At 70.6% G+C, this 23,819-nt stretch carries 22 protein-coding genes; 9 read left to right on the top strand and 13 right to left on the bottom strand.

Features of this window, described 5'->3' with window-relative positions:
* Position 1 precedes the first annotated feature (1 nt).
* From BM349_RS18580 to BM349_RS13555, 4 genes are all read right to left on the bottom strand, one after another.
* On the bottom strand, positions 2-133 hold the full coding sequence (locus BM349_RS18580) for a zinc-binding dehydrogenase (protein WP_139230930.1): 132 nt from the start codon (positions 131-133) through the stop codon (positions 2-4).
* Entirely contained in the window at positions 130-351 is a 222-nt protein-coding gene (locus BM349_RS13565) for a helix-turn-helix transcriptional regulator (protein WP_091707462.1), read from the bottom strand. Before BM349_RS13565 ends, BM349_RS18580 begins: the two co-directional genes overlap by 4 nt.
* Positions 351-785 (bottom strand): hypothetical protein, encoded by a 435-nt coding sequence (locus tag BM349_RS13560; RefSeq protein WP_091707461.1) that lies wholly within the window; start codon positions 783-785, stop codon positions 351-353. The genes BM349_RS13565 and BM349_RS13560 overlap by 1 nt, the downstream gene beginning before the upstream one ends.
* A 177-nt stretch (positions 786-962) precedes the next feature.
* Positions 963-4,700 carry a proline dehydrogenase family protein gene (locus BM349_RS13555; RefSeq protein WP_091707460.1) on the bottom strand — a complete coding sequence of 1,246 codons (3,738 nt, stop codon included), beginning with the start codon at positions 4,698-4,700 and terminating at the stop codon, positions 963-965.
* Positions 4,701-4,803: 103 nt separating this feature from the next.
* Between BM349_RS13555 and BM349_RS13550 the strand changes: the two genes are divergently transcribed.
* On the top strand, positions 4,804-5,715 hold the full coding sequence (locus tag BM349_RS13550; protein WP_091707459.1) for a LysR family transcriptional regulator: 912 nt from the start codon (positions 4,804-4,806) through the stop codon (positions 5,713-5,715).
* Positions 5,716-5,739: 24 nt separating this feature from the next.
* On the opposite strand, the gene BM349_RS13545 is transcribed toward BM349_RS13550, so the two are convergent.
* Positions 5,740-6,393: a hypothetical protein gene (locus tag BM349_RS13545; RefSeq protein ID WP_091707458.1), complete on the bottom strand. Its 654-nt coding sequence runs from the start codon at positions 6,391-6,393 to the stop codon at positions 5,740-5,742.
* Positions 6,394-6,527: 134 nt separating this feature from the next.
* On the opposite strand from BM349_RS13545, the gene BM349_RS13540 reads away from it, so the two are divergent.
* Genes BM349_RS13540 through BM349_RS13530 form a run of 3 tightly spaced genes read left to right on the top strand, consistent with a single transcriptional unit; the run spans position 6,528 to position 8,229 of the window.
* Positions 6,528-7,172, top strand: coding sequence for a hypothetical protein (locus BM349_RS13540; protein WP_091707457.1), 645 nt, complete (start codon positions 6,528-6,530; stop codon positions 7,170-7,172).
* Entirely contained in the window at positions 7,169-7,714 is a 546-nt protein-coding gene (locus BM349_RS13535) for a hypothetical protein (protein WP_091707456.1), read from the top strand. The genes BM349_RS13540 and BM349_RS13535 overlap by 4 nt, the downstream gene beginning before the upstream one ends.
* A complete protein-coding gene (locus BM349_RS13530; RefSeq protein ID WP_139230929.1) occupies positions 7,711-8,229 on the top strand; it encodes a hypothetical protein in 519 nt (172 codons plus the stop codon). Before BM349_RS13535 ends, BM349_RS13530 begins: the two co-directional genes overlap by 4 nt.
* A 7-nt stretch (positions 8,230-8,236) precedes the next feature.
* Here BM349_RS13530 and BM349_RS13525 read toward each other — a convergent pair whose 3' ends face one another.
* Together BM349_RS13525 and BM349_RS13520 are read right to left on the bottom strand one after the other, a co-directional pair.
* A complete protein-coding gene (locus BM349_RS13525) occupies positions 8,237-9,487 on the bottom strand; it encodes a hypothetical protein (protein WP_091707454.1) in 1,251 nt (416 codons plus the stop codon).
* A 16-nt stretch (positions 9,488-9,503) separates the two neighbouring features.
* A complete protein-coding gene (locus tag BM349_RS13520) occupies positions 9,504-10,064 on the bottom strand; it encodes an acyl-CoA thioesterase (RefSeq protein ID WP_091707453.1) in 561 nt (186 codons plus the stop codon).
* Between the two features lie 151 nt (positions 10,065-10,215).
* On the opposite strand from BM349_RS13520, the gene BM349_RS13515 reads away from it, so the two are divergent.
* Together BM349_RS13515 and cofE are read left to right on the top strand one after the other, a co-directional pair.
* Complete coding sequence (locus BM349_RS13515; RefSeq protein ID WP_091707452.1) at positions 10,216-10,722, top strand: GNAT family N-acetyltransferase; 507 nt, start codon at positions 10,216-10,218, stop codon at positions 10,720-10,722.
* 31 nt (positions 10,723-10,753) lie between these two features.
* On the top strand, positions 10,754-11,521 hold the full coding sequence (gene cofE, locus BM349_RS13510) for a coenzyme F420-0:L-glutamate ligase (protein WP_254773905.1): 768 nt from the start codon (positions 10,754-10,756) through the stop codon (positions 11,519-11,521).
* An 88-nt stretch (positions 11,522-11,609) separates the two neighbouring features.
* Here cofE and BM349_RS13505 read toward each other — a convergent pair whose 3' ends face one another.
* The 3 genes from BM349_RS13505 to BM349_RS13495 are packed head-to-tail and all read right to left on the bottom strand — an operon-like array spanning position 11,610 to position 15,125.
* Positions 11,610-13,364, bottom strand: coding sequence for a cytochrome b/b6 domain-containing protein (locus BM349_RS13505; RefSeq protein WP_091707451.1), 1,755 nt, complete (start codon positions 13,362-13,364; stop codon positions 11,610-11,612).
* Positions 13,365-13,370: 6 nt separating this feature from the next.
* Entirely contained in the window at positions 13,371-14,339 is a 969-nt protein-coding gene (locus BM349_RS13500) for an electron transfer flavoprotein subunit alpha/FixB family protein (protein WP_091707450.1), read from the bottom strand.
* 9 nt (positions 14,340-14,348) lie between these two features.
* Positions 14,349-15,125 (bottom strand): electron transfer flavoprotein subunit beta/FixA family protein, encoded by a 777-nt coding sequence (locus BM349_RS13495; RefSeq protein ID WP_091707449.1) that lies wholly within the window; start codon positions 15,123-15,125, stop codon positions 14,349-14,351.
* Positions 15,126-15,233: 108 nt separating this feature from the next.
* Between BM349_RS13495 and BM349_RS13490 the strand changes: the two genes are divergently transcribed.
* Positions 15,234-15,770 (top strand): MarR family winged helix-turn-helix transcriptional regulator, encoded by a 537-nt coding sequence (locus BM349_RS13490; RefSeq protein WP_091707448.1) that lies wholly within the window; start codon positions 15,234-15,236, stop codon positions 15,768-15,770.
* 21 nt (positions 15,771-15,791) lie between these two features.
* Here BM349_RS13490 and BM349_RS13485 read toward each other — a convergent pair whose 3' ends face one another.
* From BM349_RS13485 to BM349_RS13475, 3 genes are all read right to left on the bottom strand, one after another.
* Positions 15,792-16,568, bottom strand: a complete 777-nt coding sequence (locus BM349_RS13485; protein WP_091707447.1) for an enoyl-CoA hydratase — start codon at positions 16,566-16,568, stop codon at positions 15,792-15,794.
* 77 nt (positions 16,569-16,645) lie between these two features.
* Complete coding sequence (gene mmsB, locus BM349_RS13480; RefSeq protein WP_091707446.1) at positions 16,646-17,545, bottom strand: 3-hydroxyisobutyrate dehydrogenase; 900 nt, start codon at positions 17,543-17,545, stop codon at positions 16,646-16,648.
* The gene (locus tag BM349_RS13475; RefSeq protein ID WP_254773904.1) at positions 17,542-18,738 is read right to left on the bottom strand and encodes an acyl-CoA dehydrogenase family protein; all 1,197 of its coding nucleotides are present in this window, start codon (positions 18,736-18,738) and stop codon (positions 17,542-17,544) included. Before BM349_RS13475 ends, mmsB begins: the two co-directional genes overlap by 4 nt.
* Positions 18,739-18,919: 181 nt before the next feature.
* Between BM349_RS13475 and BM349_RS13470 the strand changes: the two genes are divergently transcribed.
* Both BM349_RS13470 and BM349_RS13465 read left to right on the top strand, forming a co-directional pair.
* The gene (locus tag BM349_RS13470; protein ID WP_091707445.1) at positions 18,920-20,662 is read left to right on the top strand and encodes a choice-of-anchor I family protein; all 1,743 of its coding nucleotides are present in this window, start codon (positions 18,920-18,922) and stop codon (positions 20,660-20,662) included.
* Positions 20,663-20,824: 162 nt separating this feature from the next.
* Positions 20,825-23,818, top strand: coding sequence for an FtsX-like permease family protein (locus tag BM349_RS13465; RefSeq protein ID WP_091707444.1), 2,994 nt, complete (start codon positions 20,825-20,827; stop codon positions 23,816-23,818).
* Position 23,819: the final 1 nt, after the last annotated feature.

Raw genomic sequence — 23,819 nt, 5'->3', positions numbered from 1 at the left:
CTCAGGCGACCGCGACGACGACCCTTCCCACGGTGTCGCCCGCCTCGACGTGCGCGAGCGCATCGCGGGCCTCGGCGAGCGGGAAGATGCGCTCGATCACGGGCGGAACCGCAGGCGCGACGCAATCCGTCATGACTCCCCCTGCGGGTATTGGAAGACATCGTCCAGCCCCACGCCGAAGACCCCGGCGATCTGGAACGCGAGCTCGAGCGTCGGCGAGTACCTGCCCTGCTCGATCGCGATCAGCGTCTGCCTGGTCACGCCGATGCGCTTGGCGAGCTCGACCTGCGTCAGCCCGGCGCTCTCGCGCAGCGCGCGGATCGAGTTCGTGACCTTCGTGGGCTTGACCATCAGATCATCCCGCGGCGGTACGCGATGACGCTGGCGATGCCGCCGAGGAAGGCCGTCAGGAAGAAGCCGAAGAACATGGTGTTCGCGATCCAGAACCAGTCGGCCTCGAACGCGCACAGCACGAGCACCCCGAGGCCGGCGATCACCATGAACGCCTGGCCCACCCGGCTGCCCAGGCGGGCGATGTCGCGATCCCGGATGTCCGACTTTCCGACGCCGTCAGGGTCTCGCATCCCGGCGAGGATCCCCCACACGATGCTGAGCACGATCGAGGCCACGATGCTCCCGAGGATGACCCACAGCATGATCGGCCACCAGACCACGTCGGTGAGCGGCCCGCCGCCCGCCTGATTCAGCACGACCACGACGTAGACCACCATGCCGATCGCACTGACGATCAGCCCGACCCAGGTGTTGCGCTCCTCGTAGACCATTGCCCCGCTCCGATGTCTAGAATGTTTGACACCTCGACCGTATCCGCGGCGCACTCCAATGTCAAATATTCTTTACGTTGGCTCGGTCTGATCGCCGTCGACTTGCGCCATTCGGCCGCCTACGCGAGTGCGTCACCGGCCGAATGCCGCAAGTCACCGGATGCTGATGTCAGTGAGTCAGATCACCGACTCGCTCCACGCATCGGGGTTGCCGAAGCGGTGCGCGGTGATCGTGATCGACTGCTCATGCAGGAACGGCAGCAGTTCGAGTCTCCCGGCGGTGGTCACCTCGTTCGCGTAGATCGCGAGGTCGGGGTCGCCTCCGACCGCCGCTGACAGGGCGCGGTGAAGCGCCGCGACGGACTCCGGAGGCCCGACCAGTCGGGCCCGGGGCGGACGTGCCGGAGAATCGGCATCGGCCGCGGTCATCCGCTCGAGCCACTCCTGCTCGGTCTCCACGAACACCGCGACACCCTGGTCGCTGAGCGATCGGCGCACCGCGGCAGGAAGACCCACCGGCGCGCTGACGGTGAAGTCCGACCCGGAGCGGATGCCGGCGACCACGGCGCGCAGGAGCGCCTGCCACGAGGCGTCGGCGGTCGCGCGGATCGCGACCGAGACCGGGCGGTAGCGGAACAGGTTTCGCTCCACGCCGAGGTGCGAGACATCGCGCACCTGCCCGAACTCGCGATCCCAGGAGAGCGCGTCGGAGAGGGCGCTGCGGCGCAGCCACTCGAACGCGTCGTAGTCCAGCGACGGCTGGGCGGCCTCGATGACCCCGCTGATGCGTGAGTCGAGGCCGCGCAGGTGCAGTGTCGCCGAGGCCGCCGCGCCACTCGTCGAGCGCCACGAGCCCAGCCCGACGAGGTAGTTCGGCCCGCCCGCCTTCGTGCCGGCGCCGACCGAAGACCGCTTCCAGCCGCCGAACGGCTGCCGCTGCACGATCGCTCCGGTGATCCCGCGGTTGACATACAGATTGCCGGCCTCCACGCCGTCGAGCCAGACTGCGAGGTCGTCGGGGTTCTGCGTGTACAGACCAGCGGTGAGACCGTAGGCCACTGCGTTCTGCAGCTCGATCGCGTGTGCGAGGGAGTGGGCGTGCATCACGCCGAGGACCGGGCCGAAGAACTCCTCGCGGTGGAAGCGCGAGCCCGGCTGGACCCCGATGCGGATGCCGGGACTCCACAGCCGCCCCGCGTACTCGGGATGCGCTTCGGTGCCCAGTGCCTGGTGGACAGCCGGTTCGACGAGCCACTGCTCGCCGTCGTCGAGGGTCGTCAGCGCCCAGGCGAGCTTGCCCTGCGGCGGCTCGATCACGGGTCCCACCTCGGCCGTCGGATCGCTCGGCGGGCCGACCCGGAGCGAGGTGGCGGCATCTACGAGCTGGCGCGCGAAGCGCTTGGATCGCCCGACCGGTCCGACCAGGATCGCCAGCGACGCCGCCGAGCACTTCTGGCCGGCGTGCCCGAACGCGCTCTTGACGAGGTCGGAGGCGGCCAGATCGAGATCGGCGGACGGCATCACGATCATCGCGTTCTTGCCGCTCGTCTCCGCGAGCAGCGGCAGCTCGGGTCGCCAGGAGCGGAACAGCGCGGCCGTCTCCCACGATCCGGTCAGGATCACCCGGTCGACGTCGGGGTGCGAGACGAGGCGCTGGCCCAGGGACCCCTCGTCGATGTCGACGAGCGCGAGCACGTCGCGCGGAACGCCGGCCTCCCACAGCGCCTCTGCGAGCACGGCCGCGCAGCGCCGGGCCTGCGGTGCAGGCTTGAACACCACGCCCGAGCCCGCGGCCAGCGCGGCCAGGACTCCCCCGGCCGCAATCGCGACCGGGAAGTTCCACGGCGGGGTGACGACCGTGAGCCGCGAGGGGACGAACACCGCTCCGCTGACCCGGTCGAGCTCCCGTGCGGTGGATGCGTAGTAGTTCGCGAAGTCGACAGCCTCGCTCACCTCGACATCTGCTTCGGCGAAGACCTTGCCGGTCTCCGATGCCGCGACCTCGATGAGCTCTCCGCGACGCGCCTCGAGGGCGCGGGCCGCGGCCTGCAGCACGGCGGCGCGCTCGCTCGCGGGCAGCGCGCCCCAGGCTTCTGCGGCGTCCCGCACTCGGGCGACCGTGGCCTCGAGGGCCTCCGGGTCGGTGACGCGAGCGGCGGCGATCGTCGCGTCGCCGGCCGTCGACACGTCGATGCGGTCCAGGATGCCGCGGCTCCACTCCCGGTTCGCGGGAAGCGACGGGTCGGTGTCGGCGGCGTTGCGGAAGCCCGGCGCGCCGAGGGCGCGTTCGTCGGCTTCACGGGATGCGAACACGGCGGTCTCGACGAAGGCGTCGCCCCCGAACACCATCTCCGCGCCGAGGGGCTCCAGGGGCGCGGTGTCCCCGGCGGCGTCGCCCGCCGCCGCGGTGCGGGCGATCCCCAGCACGGCCTGCGTCAGGCCGGCGTCGGCAGCGTCCTCGTCGGCGCCGCCGCGCACCAGCCGGCGAGTCGAGCGCGGTCCGGGCTCCGCCTGAGGCTGGGTGCGGTCCTGCCCACGGTTCGGTCCGGTGCGCAGCGCGGCATCCTTCGCACGCTCGATCGACGCGAGGAACCGGTCGCGCTCGCGATCGAACATCGCAGGCTCGTCGGCGAGCTCGAAGGCAGCGGAGAGGAAGTTCTCGCTGGACGCATTCTCCTCGAGACGGCGCACCAGGTAGCTGATCGCGACGTCGAACTCGTCGGGTCGCACCACCGGGACGTAGAGCAGGACGTGCCCGACCTCGCGGGTCACCGCCTCGACCTGGCCCTGCGCCATCCCGAGCAGCATCTCGAACTCGACGGCGTCACGCACACCGCGCTCGCCGGCCAGCAGCCAGGCGTATGCGATGTCGAACAGGTTGTGGCCGGCGACGCCGATCCGCACAGCCGCGGCGTGCTCCGGCTGGAGCGCGAAGTCCAGGCAGCGGAGATAGTTCGCATCCGAGTCGAGCTTGCTGCCGTACGTCGCGAGCGACCAGTCATTCATCACGGCATCCACCCGCTCCATCGCGAGGTTCGCGCCCTTGACGAGCCGGACCTTGATGGGCGCTCCGCCTGCCTCCACCCGGGCGAGCGCCCACTGCGTGAGCTGCCCGAGCGCGGGCAGCGCGTCGGGCAGGTACGCCTGCAGCACGATCCCTGCTTCCAGCTCCTGGAGCCGGGGATCCTCGAGGATTCGCGTGAAGACCGCGATGGTCAGGTCGAGATCGCGATACTCCTCCATGTCGAGGTTGATGAACGTCCGATCCCCGGCGGCGGTCAGGTAGAGCGGCATCAGCCGTCCGACCACCTTGTCGACGACATCGTCGAACGCCCACATCGAGATGTGGCTCGCGATCGCGGACACCTTGACCGAGACGTAGTCGACGTCCGGACGCCGGATCAGCTCATGGATGCCGTCGAGCCGGCGCAGTGCCTCCTGCTCGCCGAGCACGGCCTCGCCCAGCAGATTCAGGTTCAGCCGCGCGCCGTTCTCGCGGATCTTCGCGATCGCCGGGCCGAGCTTCTCGGGACGCGCATCGACGACGAGATGTCCGACCATCTCGCGCAGCACGCGCCGCGCGATCGGCACGACGGGCGACGGCAGCACGGGCGCGACGGCGCCGCCGAGCTGAACGGCGCTGCGCAGGTACCACGGCAGGAACTTCGGCACGAGCGGGGCGACGCGACTCAGGTTGGATGCCGCGGCGGACAGGCTCTCGGGGCGCATCACACCGTCGACGAAGCCGATCGTGAAGGGCAGTCCGCTCGGGTCCTTCAGCACGCCGGCCAGTCGGGCCGCGGAGGCATCGACGTCGACGTCGGCGCTCTCGGTCACCCAGCGCCTGGCGAGCTCGATCGCCTGGTCGGCGAGGGTGTCGGTGGGCGCGGTGGGAGGCATCGGTGTCGACGGCATGCCTCCAGCATGCGCCATTCGATCGTTCAGGAAAAGCGACCATCTATGATCGATACCATTCGAATCCATCGATGAATGGATGCCGTCACGGGAGAGGAAGCCGATGTTCGAGCTGCGGCGCCTCCGGCTGCTGCACGAGCTCGCCCTGCGCGGGACGCTCGCGGCCGTCGCGGAGGCGCTCTCCTACAGCCCGTCGACCATCTCGCAGCAGCTCGCGCAGCTGGAGAAGGACGCCGGAGTTCCGCTGCTGATCCCCGACGGCAGGCGGGTACGGCTCACCGAGCACGGTGTCGCCCTGGCCGCCCACGCTGCCCGGGCCCTCGAGCTCGAAGAGCAGATCCGCGGGGAGCTCGAATCGCTGCAACCGGGAATCGCACCTGTGCGCGTGGCCGTCCTGCAGACCGCGGCGCAGGCGATCCTGCCGAGCGCGCTCACGCTGCTCGCGGAGCGCGAGCCGGGGCTTCGCGTGGAGATCGCCGAGGTTCCCCCCGAGGAGGGGCTGTTCGAGCTGTCTGCGCGGGGGTTCGATCTCGTGATCGCCGAACAGTATCCGGGGCACACGCGTGCGCACCGCGCCGGACTGGAGCGCGAGACGCTCGGGAGCGATCCGATCCGGCTCGCCCTGCCGCCGGATGACGCCGCGGTCGATCTCGCGAGCCTGCGCGATCGCGCGTGGGTGATGGAGCCGGCCGGTACGGCGGCTCGTCAGTGGGCGGTCCAGCAGTGCAGGGCCGCCGGCTTCGAGCCCGACATCAGGTTCGAGATCGCCGACCTCACCGCGCAGGTGCGATTGATCGCCGCCGGACGGGCAGTGGGCGTCCTGCCGGACCTCGTGTGGGCGGACCTCGACCCGCCGGTGCGCCTGCGGGATCTCCCCGGCGATCCGGTGCGCGAGATCTTCACGGCTGCCCGGCGCTCGTCGATGTCACGGACCGGCATCCGCGCGGTCCGCGGTGCGCTCAGCGATGCGTTCGCAGCGCGCTCGGACACGCACCGACGGCGCCCCGCGAACTGATCGCGAGGCGCCGTCGGTGATCGCTCAGGCGCGGTCCGTCGGTCGCACCTCCGAGCGGATGTTGCCGTTCTCGTCGCGGATCACATCGGAGTCGGCGCGCACGGCATCGCGGTCGGCCGCCGCGGCCTCGCGGTCTGCACGCTCCGCGTCGCGCTCGGCCGCGACGGCGTCGGGGTTCTCGCGCACGATCCGCCGGTCGTCGGCCGGATCGGTGCGCTCGCGCGCTCCCGGCGCCGGGGTGTAGCCGGCCGGAGCGGCCCGGTCCTCGCCCACCACGCGACCGCCGGCCGCGTTCGTGGTGACGGCAGGATCGATCTCGTCCGCCTTGCGGAGCTTGTCGGCCTGCTCGGCGCGCAGCTTCTCGGCATCCGCCTGGTGGTCGTCGATCGTGGCCGCCACACGCTCGGACTCGATGCTCGCCTGCGCCGCACGGGCCTTGGCCTGCTCGGCTTCCGCCGCGGCCGTGGCCGAGTCGGCGCGTGCCTGCGCAGCCTCCGCCTCGCGCTCGCGGGCGGCCATCTCGGAGCGGTGCGCGTCCTCGCGCAGGCTCTCCGCCTTGGCGTGCTGCGCCTCGAGCCGCTTCGCCGAGTTGCGGCGTGACACCATCACCGCGACCACGATGATGATCGCGACCACGATGATGCCGATGATGATCCAGATGAGTGTGGGTGTGTCCACGAGCTCACTCCTTCGCTAGTCGGATCGCCCCAGGGGACGGGCGATCACACCTGACGAGGCAACAGCACGGTGACCGCTCAGGCAACGCCTTGCGCGCGAGGACCAGGTGGGCTACGCGCACGTAGGGTGAAGGAGTGACGACGGCGGGCGCAGACGGGGGGCGCGGCGCACGACGTCGGTTCGGATGGCTGAGGGCGGCATCCGATCGCGTGCCCACGAAGTGGTTCGCCGCGATCGCCACCGGCCTCTTCCTGGCGGCGACCGCGGCATTCGGCGGGCTGGCGACGGCCGCCGCTCCTGAGGTCACCGCGCTCGATCCGGGCGAGGAGCACCGCAACGAGCAGCTTGCGATGACGATCGAGCGAGCCGTGCTCATGGACGAGTTCGCGGATGCCGGCGTCTCAGTCGACGACGGGCAGCGCGTGCTGGCCGTGCTGATCGACGTCGAGAACAGGTGGACCGAGCCGCTGCCCGCCTACCCGAACAGCAGTCTCACCGAATCCCTGGCGATCGACGGGCTGGCGGAGTCGCCCGACTCGGTCGCCCGATATGACGATGCGACGCTCAGCCCGTGGCTGCAGCCGGGCGTTCCGGCACGGCTCGTGCTCGCGTGGGCGGTGGACGCCGATGTGTTCGAGGACGCGCAGGAGCTGCAGATCACCCTCAACGACATGACCCTGTACACCGGTTCGTTCGTCGCAGACGGACAGTGGTGGACGGATCCGGTCGCCGCTGCGACGGTGACCGTCGCGGTGGAAGACCTCGGAGCCGGCCGATGACGCGGTGGGCGAGCTGGGCGATCGGCGCGGCACTGGTCACCGCGGCCTGGGGCGTCGCGGTGATCACGCCACCCGAGGAAGCATCCGAGCTGCCGTTCCCGGTCGCAGTCGAGATCGGCGAGCGCGGCACGGGCCGCAACGTCGCCATCACGGTGTCGGACATCCGCCGCGCACAGGAGGTACGCGCGGGAGAGTGGGCGGCCGAGGGCAATTGGGTCGTCGTCGACCTCGATGCGGAGGCCGTGGTCTCGGAGTTCGGAACGCTCCTCACGCTCGCGACGCTCGAGATCGACGGCCGCACCTTCGGCGCGAGCGAGCGGCCGGAATCGCTCCTCCGCGCGTCGCTCGCGGTCGGCATCCCGCGGTCGGGCAGTGTCGCGTTCGAACTGCCCGCCGATGTGCAGGGAGGCCACGGCGTACTCACCTTCGGCCTCGACACCGATCCCCGGTTGGATTCGATCATCGTGCTCGACATCGATCTGGACGACATCGACATCGACGCGGATGCCGAGCTGCGGCCGACCGGATGGAGCGAACGATGAGCCGTGGCTGGTGGCGGCGCAATGCTGTGGCGCTCGTGGCCATCGCCGTGCTGCTGCCCGCCACAGTGGGTGTCATCGCGGTGAACGAGTGGTCGGAGTGGGACCTCGGCCACCCGACCAAGCCGATCCTGGTGCAACCCGGCGACGCAGTCACGTACGGTGGTGCACGCCTCGGGCCGGCGAAGGCGGAGTTCACCGACGACTCCGCTGCACCGGCGGGGACAAGAGTGGTCAGCGCCACCGTCCTCGTCACCCCCGGCGCCGAGCCGATCAGCTGCCTCTCGCCGCTGCTGCGCGAGACGACCGGAGCCTTTCGACAATGGGACGAGGCGTCGTACGAGCTCGACCGTGACTTCGACTCGACCCGCATGACCTCGTGCGACTCGGAGCTGCCGATCCGGTACTCGCTGACGCTCGTCTACATCGTGCCGGACGACGCCGCCGGGCCGTTCGCGATCGAGGTGTCCACTGCCGAGTCGCTGCCCGGCTACGTCCGGCTGAGGGTCGAGCCCTGAGCCGCGATCAGGTGGCGGGAACCCCTGTGACCGCATCGACCGGCGCCACCGCAGGGGTGAGCCTGCCGATCACGGCGTCATAGGCGCTCGCCACCAGCACGACTCGCAGCGGTTCGATCACCAGAGGCACCGCCAGGAACACCAGCGGGGCGTTCACCATCCAGAACGAGCCGAGCTCTTCGGGGCCGACGATCCGCGTCACGCCGACCTCGAGTCCGGCATCCAGGGCCAGGACGACCGTGAACAGCAGGATGTACGACCCCACGAGCACCGGTCCTGCCCGCCACATCAGCAGCAGCGCGCGGCCGATCGGCTGGAATCGAGCGACCAGATCCGACCAGACGTCGCGCAGCCGTGCCCGCAGCCGCGAAGGCAGGGTGTTGTAGCGGGCCTGCGCTCGTGCGATGGCCACGCCGCCGAGTCGGGCTGACTGGGGCGCCACGGCCTGACCGTAGATGACGCCCGCGATCGTGAGCCAGGCGATCGGGAGCAGCACGATGCCGCCCACTTCGCCGAGCAGCCATTCGACGGCGTCCCACACCACCGCCACCGGCGCGAGCTGAGCACTCACCCACTCCCGCACATCGCCGAGCCACACCATGGCCTGACGCGACTGCGCCCAGGCGGCGACGGCGTTCAGCGCGTCCGCGATGAGCGTCACGGACAGATAGACCCAGAGCACCTCGAGGTACACCGCCACCGCGGCGAGCCCCTTCGGCAGGCGGCTGCGATACCGCTTCCAGAGCCATCTTCCGGCGAAGGCCGCGACCATGATCGCGACGGTCACCGGCCCGAAGGCGAGCTCGCCTGCCGCGCCGTCACCTGCCCGCTCCGCGCCGCCGAGGATCTCGTCGGCGATCAGTCCGGTGTTCACCTCGAGCACGCGGCTGAAGTACGCCGCGGCGTCCTCGCGCAGGTAGCCCCATGCCGCGTAGAACGCGACGAAGGGCAGGATGCCCGCAAGCAGGGCATCGACGAACGCACGGCGCCGCTCGGAGCGCTCCGCGGGGACGGGTGCGATCACACCCAGCTGAACCATCCCACCGCGGAGCACGAGCAGCATCGCGACGAGCGCCACCAGGCGGGACAGGATCGCGAGGGGGAACAGCAGCGCTCCGCCGATCGCGCTGTACGCGCCTACGAAGCCCGCCGCCTCGAGCGCGATATAGCGCCCCAGAGTCCCAGCGAGGTACAGCGCGAGGAGGGCGGGCCAGTGTCTCCACAGGAGCTGCCCGGCAACCCGCAGGACGGCGATCACCCGTCCACGCTATCGGTCACATCCAGACGCTCGGCGCCGGCACCCTCGTCGACGGAAGAGCCGACGCGGCGGCCCATTCGGTCACCCAGGGCGCGAGCTCAGGCAGGTTGTCCGGTCGGTGCAGCGCCTGGAAGAGCTCCTCATGCGGCACGAGCCCGCCGGATCGGCGCAGGAACCGCGCCCGCACGATCATCTCGGCGTAGACCTCGCCGTCGACGACCGCGCGGTGCATCAGATACGCCGACTTGTCGTCGTGGCCGAGCAGGCGGGACTCGACCGTGAAGCGCTGCCACAGCTCCAGCGACTTGCGGAAGGTGATCGTCTCGTTCGCGACGACCGCGTACCAGCCCTGCTTCTGGAAGACGTCCCAGATGCCGGTGCGGATCAGCAGATCGAACCGTCCGAGGTCGAAGAGGGACCCGTAGCGGCCGTTGTTCATGTGCCCGAGCAGATCGATGTCGGTGGGAAGGGTGCGCACCCGCACGCGACCGATCGCGGTGGGCTCGAGCGTCCCGTTGCGGCGCAGCTGCAGCTTCGCGCGCCAGATCGTCAGGAGGGTTCGCCAGATCACGTTCATGAGGAGCGATCGTAGCCATGCGTGTGTCATCCGGCGATTCCGTTGTGGAACTCCGACAGAGCCGATGGTCGGCATCGGGCCGGTATCTGCGCGTGAAGTCAAGGCCGGGCGTCGATTTCCCTCCCCGCAGAGCCGAGCGTAGAGTCACCCCATGGAAGCCGAACTGCAGACCGACATCGTCGTCCGTCCGGTCAGGGACGTCGACGCCGAAGCCCTCGGCCGCGTGCACGCGACCTGCTGGCACGAGACCTACGACCACCTGATCAGCAAGGCAGCGCTCGAGAAGATCTCCCCGAGGCGCATGGCCGAACTGTGGACCCACTGGGCCGTGCAGGGTCCCGAGTTCAAGATGTTCGCGGCGCTCGCCGACGGTGAGATCGTCGGATTCGCCGGCTCCGGCCCGGCGCGCGACAAGGATGCGCCGCGATTCCGCGAGCTGTATTTCATCTACCTGCTCGACGCGTTCCACGGCACCGGCATCGGCCAGCGGCTGTTCGACGCGGTGATCGACGGGCAGGAGCAGGTCTACCTCTGGGTCGCCGAGGACAACCCCCGTGCGCACCGCTTCTACGTCCGCAACGGCTTCGAGCTCGACGGCGCCTCGCACACCGAGCCCTTCCTCGGCGAGACGCTCACCGAGGTGCGGTTCGTCCGCTGACGCGGCCGCGCTGATTCCCCGCCGACCTGAGGTGCTTCAGATCTGGGCCCTCGAGGGCATCGCCGAGATCGCCGCAGGTGCCGACCTCGTCGGCGTGATCGCGGATGCCGCCGACGGTGCTCTGCGCGACGGCGACATCCTGGTGGTGACCTCGAAGATCGTCTCCAAGGCCGAGGGCCGCACGATCTCGGCCGACGATCGCGAGGACGCGATCACCGCCGAGACCGTCCGCGTCGTCGCGACCAGGCCCACTCCTACCGGCGGTCTGACGCGCATCGTGCAGAACCGGCTCGGCATCGTCTCGGCAGCCGCCGGTGTCGATGCATCCAACACGCCGCACGGCACCGTGCTGCTGCTGCCGGTCGATCCGGATGCGTCGGCCCGTGAGCTCGCTTCGGGGCTGCGCATGCGCCTCGGGATCTCGGTGGGCGTGATCGTCTCCGACACGCTCGGCCGGGCATGGCGCGAGGGACAGACCGACACCGCGATCGGCGCGGGCGGCGTGCACGTGTTCGAGGATCTCCGCGGCGGGACGGATGCCGAGGGGCGCCCGCTCGTGGTCACGATGCCGTGCGTGGCCGATGAGCTCGCCGCTGCCGCGGACCTGGTCAAGGGCAAGGCAGCCCGGCTGCCGGTCGCCGTCGTCCGCGGGCGCGCGGACCTCGTCGGCGAGCTGGACCTGCCCGGCGCGCGGTCGATCGTGCGGTCGCTCGAGCGCGACATGTTCCGCCGCGGGGCCGACGAGGCCTACGCCGACGGGTACGCCGACGGAGCGGCATCCGTCACGCCCGCTCGCTGACCGTCGTTCGGCGAGGTCAGCGTCCGCTGACCTTGCCGCATCTCGATACGTCGCTGCGCGCCTACTCGATGACCGTTGTTCGGCGAGGTCAGCGTCCGCTGACCTTGCCGAACACTCTCGCGATGGGGGCGAGGACGAGGGGTCGCGCGGCGATCCAGCCTGCGATGATCACGACCATCGAGGCGGTGAAGATCCAGAAGCCGACCCAGTTGATCACGTCCTGCGAGGCGTACATGTGGTTCAGGTTGCGCAGTGCTCCGGTGGCGAAGACCAGCGCGACGTGGACGATGATGAACGCGACGAAGTAGAGCATCACGGGGAAGTGGATCGCCCGCGCGATCTCGATCGGGTAGATCCGGTTCAGGGTCTTCGCGTTCTTGGGCCAGATGCCGCTCATCCGCACGCCGGTGGCGATCGCGAGCGGCGCGGCCAGGAACACGGTCGCGAAGTACGCGAGCTGCTGCAGTGAGTTGTAGTTGACCCAGCCGTTCTCGGTCGGCCAGTCCAGCGACACGTACTGCAGGGCCGCGCTGATCGCGTTCGGGAACACCGCCCAACTCGTCGGCACGAGCTTCATCCACTGTCCGGTGGCGAACAGCAGCACGATGAAGATCACTCCGTTGACGATCCAGAGGATGTCCAGGGACTGGTGGAACCACAGGTTCAGGCTGATCTTGCGCTTCTCATTGCCGCGCGGCGACCAGAACGCGGTCGGCCGCTTCTCGGTGCGCACCTGCAGCCCCGACCGGATGATCAGCACCATCAGGAACACGTTGAAGAAGTGCTGCCAGCCCAGCCACGGCGGGATGCCGACCGGCGCGCCCTCCGGCAGCGGATACTCCCCCGGGTATGCGGTGAGGAACTCCTGGAACGGCTCCAGGCTCAGCAGGAACCGAACCGCGAGCACCGCCATGCCGGCCGCGAACAGGAGGCCGGCGCCGCCGACGATCACCAGCCCGGCCCACTGCAGGCGGGTGAGCGGTCCGTACTTCTTCGGCTCCGGCGCGGTGATCAGGGTGCCGGCGAGCCGCTCCCGCTCGAACACGACGGCCGCCCGACCCGGGAACACCGTGCGGGTGAACGGCAGCGGGGTCGACACGTCGGCCGTTGCAGGCACCAGTGCGGTCTCCACGACCGCCGGCTCCTGCCGCGTCGCAGGCTCGACCGCCGTGACGTCGATGAAGGGAGCGGTGACATCGGTCGGTGCCGCCGCGACGCCGAGAGGTGCAGCGGCGGGGGCGGGGCCGGCGGGCGGCCATGGGTCACCGCCGGGAACGCGCGGCAGGCCGCGTCGGAGGGGCTTGGCTCCATCGGACGGTGGCGACGCCTGCGCGGAGTCCGCCACGGCGGACTGGCGCGAAGGAGGCGCGGCGGCCGCGGACGCTTCGACGGGCGCGACCGGTGCTGCGGGCGGCGCGGAGGAGGAGGCGACGGTCGCGGCTGCGGCCACCGCCCCGACTGCGGCCTCCGTCGACGGCTCGACGTGCACCGCACCGGTGGTGGACTCGGCGCGGGGCCAGGGCTCCCCGCCCGCCACGCGCGGGAGGCCGCGGCGGATCACCCGTGCACCGCCCACGGCCGCGGGTGACGCCGGCGCGGACGGCACCGTACCCGTCGGCGCCGTTCGCTCAGCGGTCGGCGCGATGACCTCGGAGGTCGCCAGGCCTTCGGCGGACGCCTCGGTGACCGCGGCGGGAAGCACGCTCGCAGTCACTCCCGCAGGCACTGCCTCGTCGACCGGCTCGGCGACCGTCGCAGTGGGTGAGGCTCCGGCCGGAGGCCAGGGCTCGCCGCCTGGCCGCCGCGGCAGCCCGCGTCGGACCGTCTGGCCGTAGGTCCCCATGCCGGGTCAGGCCTTCCGCGCCTCGAGGGCTGCGATCAGCTGTGGCACGACCGTGAACAGGTCGCCCACGACGCCGAAGTCGGCGATCTCGAAGATCGGCGCATCGGCGTCCTTGTTGATCGCGACGATCGTCTTCGCGGTCTGCATGCCGGCCTTGTGCTGGATCGCCCCCGAGATGCCCAGGGCGATGTACAGCTGCGGCGCCACGGACACGCCCGTCTGCCCGACCTGGTACGACTGCGGCACATAGCCCGCGTCAACCGCCGCGCGCGACGCGCCGACCGCAGCGCCGAGCGCGTCGGCCAGCTGATCGACCAGCGCGAACTTCTCCGCGGACCCGAGACCACGGCCGCCGGAGACGACCTTGGTCGCACCCCTGAGCTCGGGTCGCGAGGAGGTCACTTCGGCTGCGTCGACCGCGCCGACCGTCGCCGCCCTGCGGCCGGACGGGCTGACCGTGAGGGTCTCGACCACCGGTGAGGGGACGGCATCCGCCCGCGCCTCGACCGCACCCTGGCGCACCGTGATCACCGGCGCACCCCACGTCACAGCGGCATCGACGTTGTACGCGCCGCCGTAGACCGAGTGGTGCGCGACGACGCCCTCGGCATCCCGGGAAATGCCGACGGCGTCCACGCACAGGCCCGAGCGAGTGCGGGCGGCATACCGCCCGGCGACATCGCGGCCCTCGATCGAGTTCGAGATCAGGATCGCGTCCGGCCGCACCAGATCCGCAGCCGACGCGAGCGCATCGGCGACCGGCACCGTCAACAGGTGTTCATCGGGAGCCGCGGTCAGCACGAACGCCGCACCCAGGGCGGCGGCATCCGTCGCCAGCTTCTCGTCGCCGACCACGAGCGCCACCGGCGTGCCCGCCTGGGACGCTGCGCCGAGCAGCCCGGCCGAGCTCTTGGCGAGCTCGCCGGCGGGGGTCACGTCCAGCAGGACGAGGATCGAGTCATCAGGAAAAGTCACGTCGTCACCTCACACGAGCCGGTTCTGGACCAGGTACTCCGCGAGCTTCTCACCCGCGTCGCCCTCGTCGACGATCTTGGTGCCGGCATGGCGCGGCGGCTTCTCGGACAGCGCGAGCACGATCGACCGGGACGCGGCCGGGTCCTCCGGCTCGATGCCCAGGTCCTCGATGCTCAGCGTCTCGAACGGCTTCTTCTTCGCCGCCATGATGCCCTTGAAGTTCGGGAACCGAGCGTCGGGCAGCGCCTCGGTGATCGAGATCACCGCGGGCAGATCGGCCGAGACCTGCATGGTCGCCCCGTCGCTCGCGCGCTCCCCCGAGACCGTGCCGTCGCCGATCACGACCTTGTTCAGCGCGGTCACGTTCGGCACATCCAGCAGCTCCGCGACCATCGCCGCCATCACGCCGCCCGAACCATCAGTGGACAGGTTCCCGGTGATGACCAGATCGAAGCCGGTGCGCGTGATCGCGGCGGCCAGAACCTCGGCGGTCAGACCGAGGTCCGCGCCCACCAGGCCCTCGTCGGCGATGTGCACCGCAGAGGCCGCGCCCATCGACAGGCCCTTGCGGACTGTGGCCGCAGACCCGGACGGCGCCATCGAGAGCACGACGACCTCGGCATCCGGATTCTTGTCGGCGTAGCTCAGCGCCACCTCGAGGGACCGCTCGCCGATCTCATCGAGCACCGTCTCGCTCGCCGCCCGATCGGCCAGACCGGTCTCGAGACTGAGCTTGCGATCCCCGTAGGTGTCCGGGACCTCTTTGACCAAGACGACGATCTTCATTGCGCTCCGCTCCTTCGTCGCATCGAGTCTATGGCGCACATCCGCGTGCGAATGCGCCGCCCGGTCGCCGACCGGCTACCGTGGACAGCGCCGGAAGGGAGGCCGACGATGGCGAAGACAGGACCGCTCCCCGTCGACCCGATCGCCGAGGCGAAGCGCCAGTGGATCGCGCACGGATGGACGGATGCCGCCACCGGTGTGTCGGTCGTCACCTCGATCATCCGCGCCCAGCAGCTGATGCTCGCGCGCATCGACGCGACCCTCAAGCCCTTCAAGCTGTCGTTCGCCCGGTACGAGATGCTGCGCCTGCTCGGCTTCACCCGTGAGGGACGGATGCCGATGGCGAGTGCCATCGCGCGCCTGCAGGTGCACCCCACGAGCGTGACGAACACCGTCGATCGGCTCGTGCGCGACGGTCTGGTCGAGCGGGAGCCGCATCCGGGAGACGGACGTGCGGCGATGCTCGTGCTCACGCCATCGGGGCGCGAACTGGTCGAGCGCGCGACCGACGCGCTGAACACGGCCGTCTTCGCCGATCCCGGGCTCTCCGGCGACGACACCGTCGAGCTCGTGCGGATCCTGGCGCGGTTCCGCAAGGATGCCGGCGACTTCGCCGACCCGCGGCCGCTCCCCGACCCGCTCTGACCCACGGAGGCGCCGACCGGGTCAGCGGTTCCGGAAGTCGGGGGCGCGCTTCTCACGGAAGGCCGCCATCCCTTCCTTCTGATCGGCGGTGTCGAACAGCGCCGCGAAGGTGTGCTTCTCGAAGCGGAGGCCTTCGGCGAGCGTGGTCTCCAGCGCGGCATCCATCGCAGCCTTGGCCGCGTACACCGAAGGCAGCGACTTCGACGCGATCGTGTCGGCGACCTTGCCGGCTTCATCGAGCAGGTCGGCCGCGGGAACGACACGTGAGACGAGACCGGCGCGCTCCGCCTCGGCGGCATCCATCATCCGGCCGGTCAGGACGAGCTCGGCGGCCTTGTAGTACCCGACCGCGCGCACGAGACGCTGCGAGCCCCCCATCCCGGGGATCACGCCGAGGTTGATCTCGGGCTGCCCGAACTTCGCGGTGTCGGCGGCGAGGATGATGTCGCACATCATGGCCAGCTCGCACCCGCCACCGAGCGCGTAGCCCGACACCGCGGCGATCACCGGCGTGCGGACCGCCGCGAACTGCGTCCAGCCCCCGAAGTGATCGTCCATCACCATGTCGAGCCCCGACTTGGACTCCATCTCCTTGATGTCGGCGCCGGCGGCGAACGCCCGCTCCGACCCGGTGAGCACGATCGCGCCGATGCCCTGATCCGCATCGAATGCGGATGCCGCAGCGACGATGTCGTGCATGACCTGCGAGTTCAGCGCGTTGAGCGCTTCGGGGCGGTTCAGGGTGATCCACCCGACGCGCCCGCGCGTCTCGACCAGGATCGTCTCGTACTCGGTCATAGCTCTCCTCGGACGTGCACTCTTCGCCTGTCACCTCCTGCGACCGCGGTCGTCGGGTCGGACAGCCGAGCGGAAGGTCAGGCGCTCTCGGCGCGGATCGTGTTGATGATCCCGGAGAAATCCTGCCCGGCTCCGGCGCCGGCCGCGAACTCCTTGTAGATCTCGCGCGCCAGGCGCCCCAGCTTCGCGTCGACACCGGTCAGGTCGATCGCCTGCTCGGCGAGCCCGAGGTCCTTGGACATCAGGGCTCCGGCGAAGCCGGGCCGGTAGTCGCGGTTGGCGGGGCTGGTGGGCACCGGGCCGGGAACCGGACAGTTGGTGGTCAGCGCCCAGCACTGCCCCGATGCGTTGGAGGCCACATCGAACAGCGCCTGGTGGCTGAGTCCGAGCCGCTCCCCCAGCACGAACGCCTCGGCGACGGCGATCTGCGAGATGCCCAGGATCATGTTGTTGCAGACCTTGGCCGCCTGGCCGAGACCGGCGCCGCCGCAGTGCACGACGCGGCGGCCCATCTGCTCGAGGATCGGGCGAGCCGCTTCGAAGTCCTCGTCCGAGCCGCCGACCATAAACGCGAGCGTCGCATTCTCCGCCCCCACGACGCCGCCCGAGACGGGTGCGTCCAGCGAACGGTGCCCCGCCTCCTCGGCGAGCGCGTGCGCCTCGCGCGCCTCATCGACCGCGATCGTGGACGAGTCGATGAACAGGGTCCCTGCGGGCGCCACCGCGAGGAGGCCGGGCACCTGGTCCGAACCGCGATACGCGTCGATCACATGACGGCCGCTCGGGAACATCGTGATGACGACCTCGGCGGATGCCGCGGCATCCTGCCCCGAATCGACGACCGGGATGCCGGCCGCACGCGCCGCGTCGATCGCCGCGGGAACCACATCGAACCCGACGATCTCGTGCCCGGCCGCGACCAGGTTCTGCGCCATGGGCAGCCCCATGTGGCCGAGGCCCAGAAAGGAGATCCTCACCGCCCCGCTCCCAGCAGCTCGCGCCCGATGATCACGCGCATGATCTCGTTCGTTCCCTCGAGGATCTGATGCACGCGCAGATCGCGGACCACCTTCTCGATGCCGTACTCGTGCAGGTAGCCGTAGCCGCCGTGCAGCTGAAGTGCCTCGTTCGCGATCCGCGAGCCCGCGTCGGTCGCGAAGCGCTTGGCCATCGCGCACTGCATCGCGACATCCGGGGCCTTCTCGTCGAGGGCGCGCGCGGCGTCCCGCACGAGGGCGCGCGCGGCGCGCAGCTCGGTCGCCATGTCGGCGAGCGTGAAGACGACGGACTGCTTCTCGGCGAGCGGCTCGCCGAACGTGAAGCGCTCGTGCACGTACTGCACCGCGCGATCCAGCGCCCACTGGGCACCGCCGAGCGAGCACGCGGCGATGTTGATCCGGCCGCCGTTCAGGGCCGACATGGCGATCTTGAAGCCCTGTCCCTCCACGCCGAGGATCGCGGATGCCGGAACCCGGACGGCGTCGAGGATCACCTGCCGCGTGGGCTGCGCGTTCCAGCCCATCTTCTTCTCGTTCTGGCCGAACGACAGACCCTCCGTGTCGCCGGGGACGAGGAACGCGGTGATGCCGCGGGCGCCCGGCTCCCCGGTCCGCGCCATGACGACGTAGACGGATGCTTCGCCGCCGCCCGAGATGAACTGCTTGACGCCGGTCAGGACGTAGTCATCGCCGTCCCTGATCGCGCTCGTCGTGATGGCGGCGGCATCCGATCCCGCGCCCGGCTCGGTGAGGCAGTAGCTGCCGAAGTCGGTCATCGCCGTGAGCCGCGGCAGCCAGGTCATGCGCTGATCCGGCGAGCCGTAGGAGTCGATCATCCAGGCGACCATGTTGTGGATCGTGATGTAGGCCGCGATCGACGGGTCGGCCTTCGCGAGCTCCTCGACGATCGCCACGGCGTCCGAACGCGAGAGGGCGGAGCCGCCGACGTCTGCGCGAACGTAGATGCCGCCGAGCCCGAGTGCTCCGGCATGACCGAGGACGTCGCGAGGAAAGTGCTTCTGCTCGTCCCATTCGAGCGCGTGCGGCGCGAGCTCGGTCTGCGCGAAGTCGCGCACCGCCTCGATGATCGCGGCGCGTTCGTCCGGGCTGAGGGGCATCACCTGCTCGTCCGACTGCGCTTCGCTCAGCATGTAGGCCGTATCCTGCGTCATTGTGCGGGCTCCTCTCGCGCCGTCATTGGCACGATGATCATTTTACCTGGTCTTCCAAGTATATGCGAGGAATCCCACGAGTTCGACCGTTCGAATGGTGTTCACCCCGTCTTCACCCTGGCTCGGTACGAAAGGATCGCGCGCGCGACCGCGCGCATCCTTCCCCCCACAGAGGACACCGATGCCTTCGCTCTTCCCCGCACGGCGCACAACGCGTCGCCGTGCCGTTCCGATCGCCGCCGCCACCGCCGCCGCCTGCGCCCTCGCGATCGCACCGCTCGGTGCTGCATCCGCCGCCGTCGTCTCCGACCCGATCACCTACTCCGCCTCCGACGCGGCACTCGCGCTCAGCCCGCTCGGCACGTTCGAGACAGGCGTCTTCGACGAATCGGCCGCCGAGATCGTCGCCGCCTATCAGGACCGGCTGTTCGTCGTGAACGCCCTCGCCGGCTCGGTGAGCGTCCTCGACTCCTCCGACCCCGCAGCGATCGCGCAGGAGTTCGCCATCAGGTCGGACGGCGTCGCGAACTCGGTCGCGGTGCGCGCGGACGGCCTGGGCATCATCGCGTTCGAGGCGCCGGTCAAGACCGATGCAGGACACCTGGTGTTCTTCGACGCGAACGCGGCGGATGCGGGTTCCGCGGTGCTCGGCGAGGTCACGGTGGGTGCGCTGCCGGACATGGTCTCGATCTCCGCCGACGGGGCATACGCCGTCGTCGCGAACGAGGGCGAGCCGGCCGACGATTTCTCGGTCGACCCCGAAGGATCGATCTCCATCGTGAACCTGCCCAAGAAGGCGAAACTCGACAAGAAGCCGAAGATCCCGACGCAGAAGGAGGTCCGCACGGCCGACTTCCACGCGTTCGAAGCGGGCGGCTCGAAAACCCTCGCAGCGGACGTCCGCGTCTTCGGACCCGCGCCGCACGGCGCCGACCTCCCGGTGAGCCGCAATCTCGAGCCGGAGTACATCGCGATCGACGGCGGGACCGCCTACGCAGCACTCCAGGAGGCGAACGCGATCGCGGTCATCGACCTGAAGAAGGCGACCGTCACCGCGATCAACCCCCTCGGATTCAAGGACCTGAGCGTCGCCAGCAACGGGATCGACGCGAGTGACCGGGACCCGAACGGCGCACCGACGTTCCAGATCCGCACCTACCCGGATCTGCACGGCGTGTACATGCCCGATGGGATCAATGCGTACACGGCCGGCGACAAGACCTATCTCGTCACGGCGAATGAGGGCGACGCGAGGGAGTGGGGCGACTACGTCGAGCCCGTGCGGGTGAAGGATCTCGGCAAGAGCGGGGTCGCCCCGATCTGCGCCGACAGCCCGCTCGCCGCGCTCACGAAGGACGGCGACCTCGGTCGCCTGAACGTCACCCGCGAGCTCGGTCTGGACGAGACGCGCGGCTGCTACGACGAGCTCTACGCGTTCGGCGGGCGCTCATTCTCGATCTGGACGACCGGCGGAGTGCAGGTGTTCGACTCGGGCGATGCGTTCGAGCAGATCACCCATGCGGCCGAGCCCGCCTTCTTCAACTCGAACCACACCGCGTCGGGCCCGGAAGGGCGCAGCGACGACAAGGGTCCCGAACCGGAGAACCTCACGATCGGGCAGATCGAGGGACGCACCTACGCATTCATCGGGTTCGAGCGCGTGGGCGGTGTGGCCGTCTTCGACATCACCGAACCGACCGCGTCCCGCTTCGTCACCTACATCAACAACCGCGACTTCTCGGTCTCTGTCGAGGATGCCGATGACCCGGAGGCGGTCCTGTCGGGGGCCGGCGACCTGGGACCGGAAGGGCTCGCGTTCATTCCCGCGGCCTCATCGCCGACCGGGGCGCCGCTGCTGGCCGTGGCGAACGAAGTGTCGGGGACGACGACGCTGTTCTCGATCACGACGGCACTCGCGCCGTAGCGCAAAGCCCGCGGCGTTCCGCCGCGACGAGAGCGGCCTCCACCGGGATCTGGTCCGGGTGGGGGCCGCTCCTTGTTTCCCCGGATCGCGGGCATATTGTCATTACACCGCGCGAAGCCGCGCGTCCGCCGAGGGGAGGCTGACCTGTTCACCCTCCTGCGCATGCGGCAGCGTGCCGGGCTCTTCGCGGGGCTCATGATCGTCGCCACGGTGGCGGTGGGCACGGCAGCGGGCATCGTCGGGCTGCTGTCCTCGGCAGCCACGACCGGGGTCCGGACCGTGCTCGAGGCCGTGCCCGGTGCCGAACTCGCCCTTCGTGCAGCGCTGCCGCTCGCCGCCGGATCCGAGACCGGCGCGGCGGCCGAGCAGGATCGGGCCGCGACCGCGACGATCCAGGACTCGTTCCGCGATGGCTCCGGGCGCAGCATCCCGCTCTCGATCGTGCGCACGGTCGAATCGGTGAGCGCGGTCGCGAGCGACGGTGGCCGCACATCGGTCGGCATCGCCGAAGCGGCCGACATCGACTCGGCGGCGACGCTCGCAGACGGTGAGTGGGCGAGCGACGCGTCGCAGGCGACGATGCAGGCGGATGCCGCGGCAGCGCTCGGCGTCGGGATCGGCGACACGGTGGTGCTCGACGATGAGGTCGAGCTCACGATCGTGGGGACGTGGCGCGTCAATGATCCGGACTCGCCCCACTGGATGGGCGATCCGCTCTGGACCACCGGGAGCAGCGACCGCTCGATCGGGCCGATCATCGTCGACACCGCGGTGTGGAACGAACTCGGCATCACGCCACAGGTCAAATGGACGATCATCCCCGAGATCGGCCGGCTGGCCCCGGCGGATCTCGCAGCCGCCGATGCCGCGTGGGACACGATGCCGGCGGCCTTCCGCGCTGCCGGGCTCGGCGTTCCGAGTCTCACCGGCCGATTCCTCCTGGCCGCCCGCGAGAGCCAGACGCTCGTGGCCGCGCTGCAGATCGCGAGCCCGCTCGCCCTGGTCGTGCTCGGAGCGATCGCCGCGCTCGCGATCTGGGAGCTGGCCGGCCTGCTCGCTCGAACCCGCGCCGCGGAGACCTCGCTGCTGTGGGCGCGCGGTGCGACGCCGGGCAGACTCGCCGCCACCACCGCAGGCGAGGCTGCAGCCGTCGTGGCGGTCGGCGCAGCACTCGGCACGCTGGTGACCGTCGTCGCGCTCGGGCAGTTGCCCGATGCCTCGCGAGCCGCGCTCATCGCGGGCGCCGGCGCGGGGCTGGTCGCGGTCGCGATCTCGGCGGGCGCATTCGCCCTGCGCACGGCTGGGTCGGCAGGCTCGGTCGCCGCGACGTCCGCACGCGGGCAGCGGCGCGAACGCGCCGCACGCTCCACGGCGGCCGGCGTGCTCGCGCTCGTCGCGGCCGCAGCGATCGTCTGCACATGGCAGCTGCTCACGAGCGGACCGATCACGACAGACCGAACCGGGCGCGCCGGGATCGACCCGATCACGCTGGTCGCCCCTGCACTGATCCTCGCCGCGATCGTGCTGGCCGCACTGTTCGTGTTCCCGCTGCTCGCCCAGGCCGCGGAGGCACCCGCCGCCAGGGGCGCGGGACCCGTGACCGTGCTCGCGGTGCGCGGGGTGGCGCGCCGCGCCGAATCGGCAGCGGTCCCCATCGTGATGGTCGGACTCGCCGTCGGGCAGCTCATCGTCGCGGCCGGCTTCGGCGCGACCTGGGCGGGCGCGTTCAGCCAGTCGCAGGAGCTGCGCTTCGGTGCGGCGCTCAGCCTGTCCGGCCCCTCGGGCGGGTTGACCGACGCAGATCTGGACGCCGTGGCGGCGCAGAACAGGCTCGTCGCTCCGATCCGACTGGATGACGTCCTGATCGGCGGCGAGCACGCCCGCCTCGTCGGAGCTGCCGCCGGTGCCGTCGCCGAGCTCGGGCTGACCGGCGACGGCACCGTCGACCCCGCCGCCCTCGCGACGGCGATCGCCCCGGACCAGGATTCGCTGCTGCCGGAGGATGCGACATCGATCTCCGTGTCGCTGGCCGGGGCGGACTCGGCCGCGATCTCGGTGTGGCTTTCGGACGCAGCCGGACGCCTCCGCGACGTGAGTCTGGAGACCACGCCCACCTCGGACGGACTGGTCGGCACCGCACCGCTCCCCGCGGGGACGGCACCGTGGCGTCTCGCCGCGGTGGACGTCACCCCCGCATCGACGGATGCCGACATCCCGGGCCGTCTGATCGTCACATCGATCGAGACGGATGCCGGAGCGCTCGGCATGCTTCCCGACTCGACCGCGGTGTTCCGCAACGGTCTGCCGGTGACGCCGCCGGGCACGCGCGGCGGGCCGGCGACGGCGGCCGAGGCGGGCACACTCGCGCGCTTCCTGCCGCCTCCGCCGGTCGGTGCGGTCGTCCTGTCCGAACCGCTCGCCGAGCGACTCGGCACCCGGGTCGGCGCACCACTGACCCTCGAGGTCGACGACATGCCGATCCAGACCTCCGTCGCGGACATCGTCGCCGCGATCCCCGGGGCTGACGAGTCCTCTGGAATCCTGATCGATGCGGCACTCGTGGACGCCGCGCACCTCGCGGGCGACGCGCAGCCGCGAGCGGACTCCGTGGTGTGGGTGGGTGCTCGCGGCGACCTCGAGGCCGCCGCGAGCGCGGTGCGCGGCATCCTTCCTGCTTCGGTCACCGTCCACGCGGTGGGCGAGGGGCCGGATCGCGCGATGCTCGCCGCCGGCCCGATGGCTCTGTGGCTTGCCGCGCTGGCCTGTGCGGCGCTCGCCATCGCGGGACTCATCGCGGCGTGCGCGATGCAGCTGCGGGAGCGGCGCCCAGAGGTCGCGGTTCTGCGCGCACTGGGTCTGCCGCCCCGCGCGCAGTCTGCGCTGCGTCGCCGCGAGCTCGCGATCGTCGAGGTGTGGGCGATCGCCGCCGGAGCGATCGCCGGTCTCGCCGTGGTCCTGCTGGTCGTCGCGACCTTGGCGCGAGCGGCCGTGCCCAGGCCGAACTCCGCCGTCACGACGGCTGTGCACCTCGATCTGGCGGGGGCCGCGGCGGCGACCGCACTCCTGGGCGTCATCCTGTTCGCGATCATCGCGGGCTACAGCGCGGTCGTGGCCCGCTCGGCCGCCCGCGGCATCGCGCCGGAGGGGTCGACGTGAG

The sequence above is a fragment of the Microbacterium sp. cf046 genome (assembly GCF_900114345.1).
Classification (GTDB): Bacteria; Actinomycetota; Actinomycetes; order Actinomycetales; family Microbacteriaceae; genus Microbacterium.
The sequence above is the reverse complement of the archived record's forward strand: the minus strand, read 5'-3'. Positions and strand labels throughout refer to the sequence as shown.

Bases quoted from the DNA above. Each gene is read 5' to 3' on its own strand.
- BM349_RS18580 (WP_139230930.1), bottom strand. From the start codon at position 133: ATGACGGATTGCGTCGCGCCTGCGGTTCCGCCCGTGATCGAGCGCATC.
- BM349_RS13565 (WP_091707462.1), bottom strand. From the start codon at position 351: ATGGTCAAGCCCACGAAGGTCACGAACTCGATCCGCGCGCTGCGCGAG.
- BM349_RS13560 (WP_091707461.1), bottom strand. From the start codon at position 785: ATGGTCTACGAGGAGCGCAACACCTGGGTCGGGCTGATCGTCAGTGCG.
- BM349_RS13555 (WP_091707460.1), bottom strand. From the start codon at position 4,700: ATGCCGTCGACACCGATGCCTCCCACCGCGCCCACCGACACCCTCGCC.
- BM349_RS13550 (WP_091707459.1), top strand. From the start codon at position 4,804: ATGTTCGAGCTGCGGCGCCTCCGGCTGCTGCACGAGCTCGCCCTGCGC.
- BM349_RS13535 (WP_091707456.1), top strand. From the start codon at position 7,169: ATGACGCGGTGGGCGAGCTGGGCGATCGGCGCGGCACTGGTCACCGCG.
- BM349_RS13530 (WP_139230929.1), top strand. From the start codon at position 7,711: ATGAGCCGTGGCTGGTGGCGGCGCAATGCTGTGGCGCTCGTGGCCATC.
- BM349_RS13520 (WP_091707453.1), bottom strand. From the start codon at position 10,064: ATGAACGTGATCTGGCGAACCCTCCTGACGATCTGGCGCGCGAAGCTG.
- BM349_RS13515 (WP_091707452.1), top strand. From the start codon at position 10,216: ATGGAAGCCGAACTGCAGACCGACATCGTCGTCCGTCCGGTCAGGGAC.
- BM349_RS13505 (WP_091707451.1), bottom strand. From the start codon at position 13,364: ATGGGGACCTACGGCCAGACGGTCCGACGCGGGCTGCCGCGGCGGCCA.
- BM349_RS13495 (WP_091707449.1), bottom strand. From the start codon at position 15,125: ATGAAGATCGTCGTCTTGGTCAAAGAGGTCCCGGACACCTACGGGGAT.
- BM349_RS13490 (WP_091707448.1), top strand. From the start codon at position 15,234: ATGGCGAAGACAGGACCGCTCCCCGTCGACCCGATCGCCGAGGCGAAG.
- BM349_RS13485 (WP_091707447.1), bottom strand. From the start codon at position 16,568: ATGACCGAGTACGAGACGATCCTGGTCGAGACGCGCGGGCGCGTCGGG.
- BM349_RS13475 (WP_254773904.1), bottom strand. From the start codon at position 18,738: ATGACGCAGGATACGGCCTACATGCTGAGCGAAGCGCAGTCGGACGAG.
- BM349_RS13470 (WP_091707445.1), top strand. From the start codon at position 18,920: ATGCCTTCGCTCTTCCCCGCACGGCGCACAACGCGTCGCCGTGCCGTT.
- BM349_RS13465 (WP_091707444.1), top strand. From the start codon at position 20,825: ATGCGGCAGCGTGCCGGGCTCTTCGCGGGGCTCATGATCGTCGCCACG.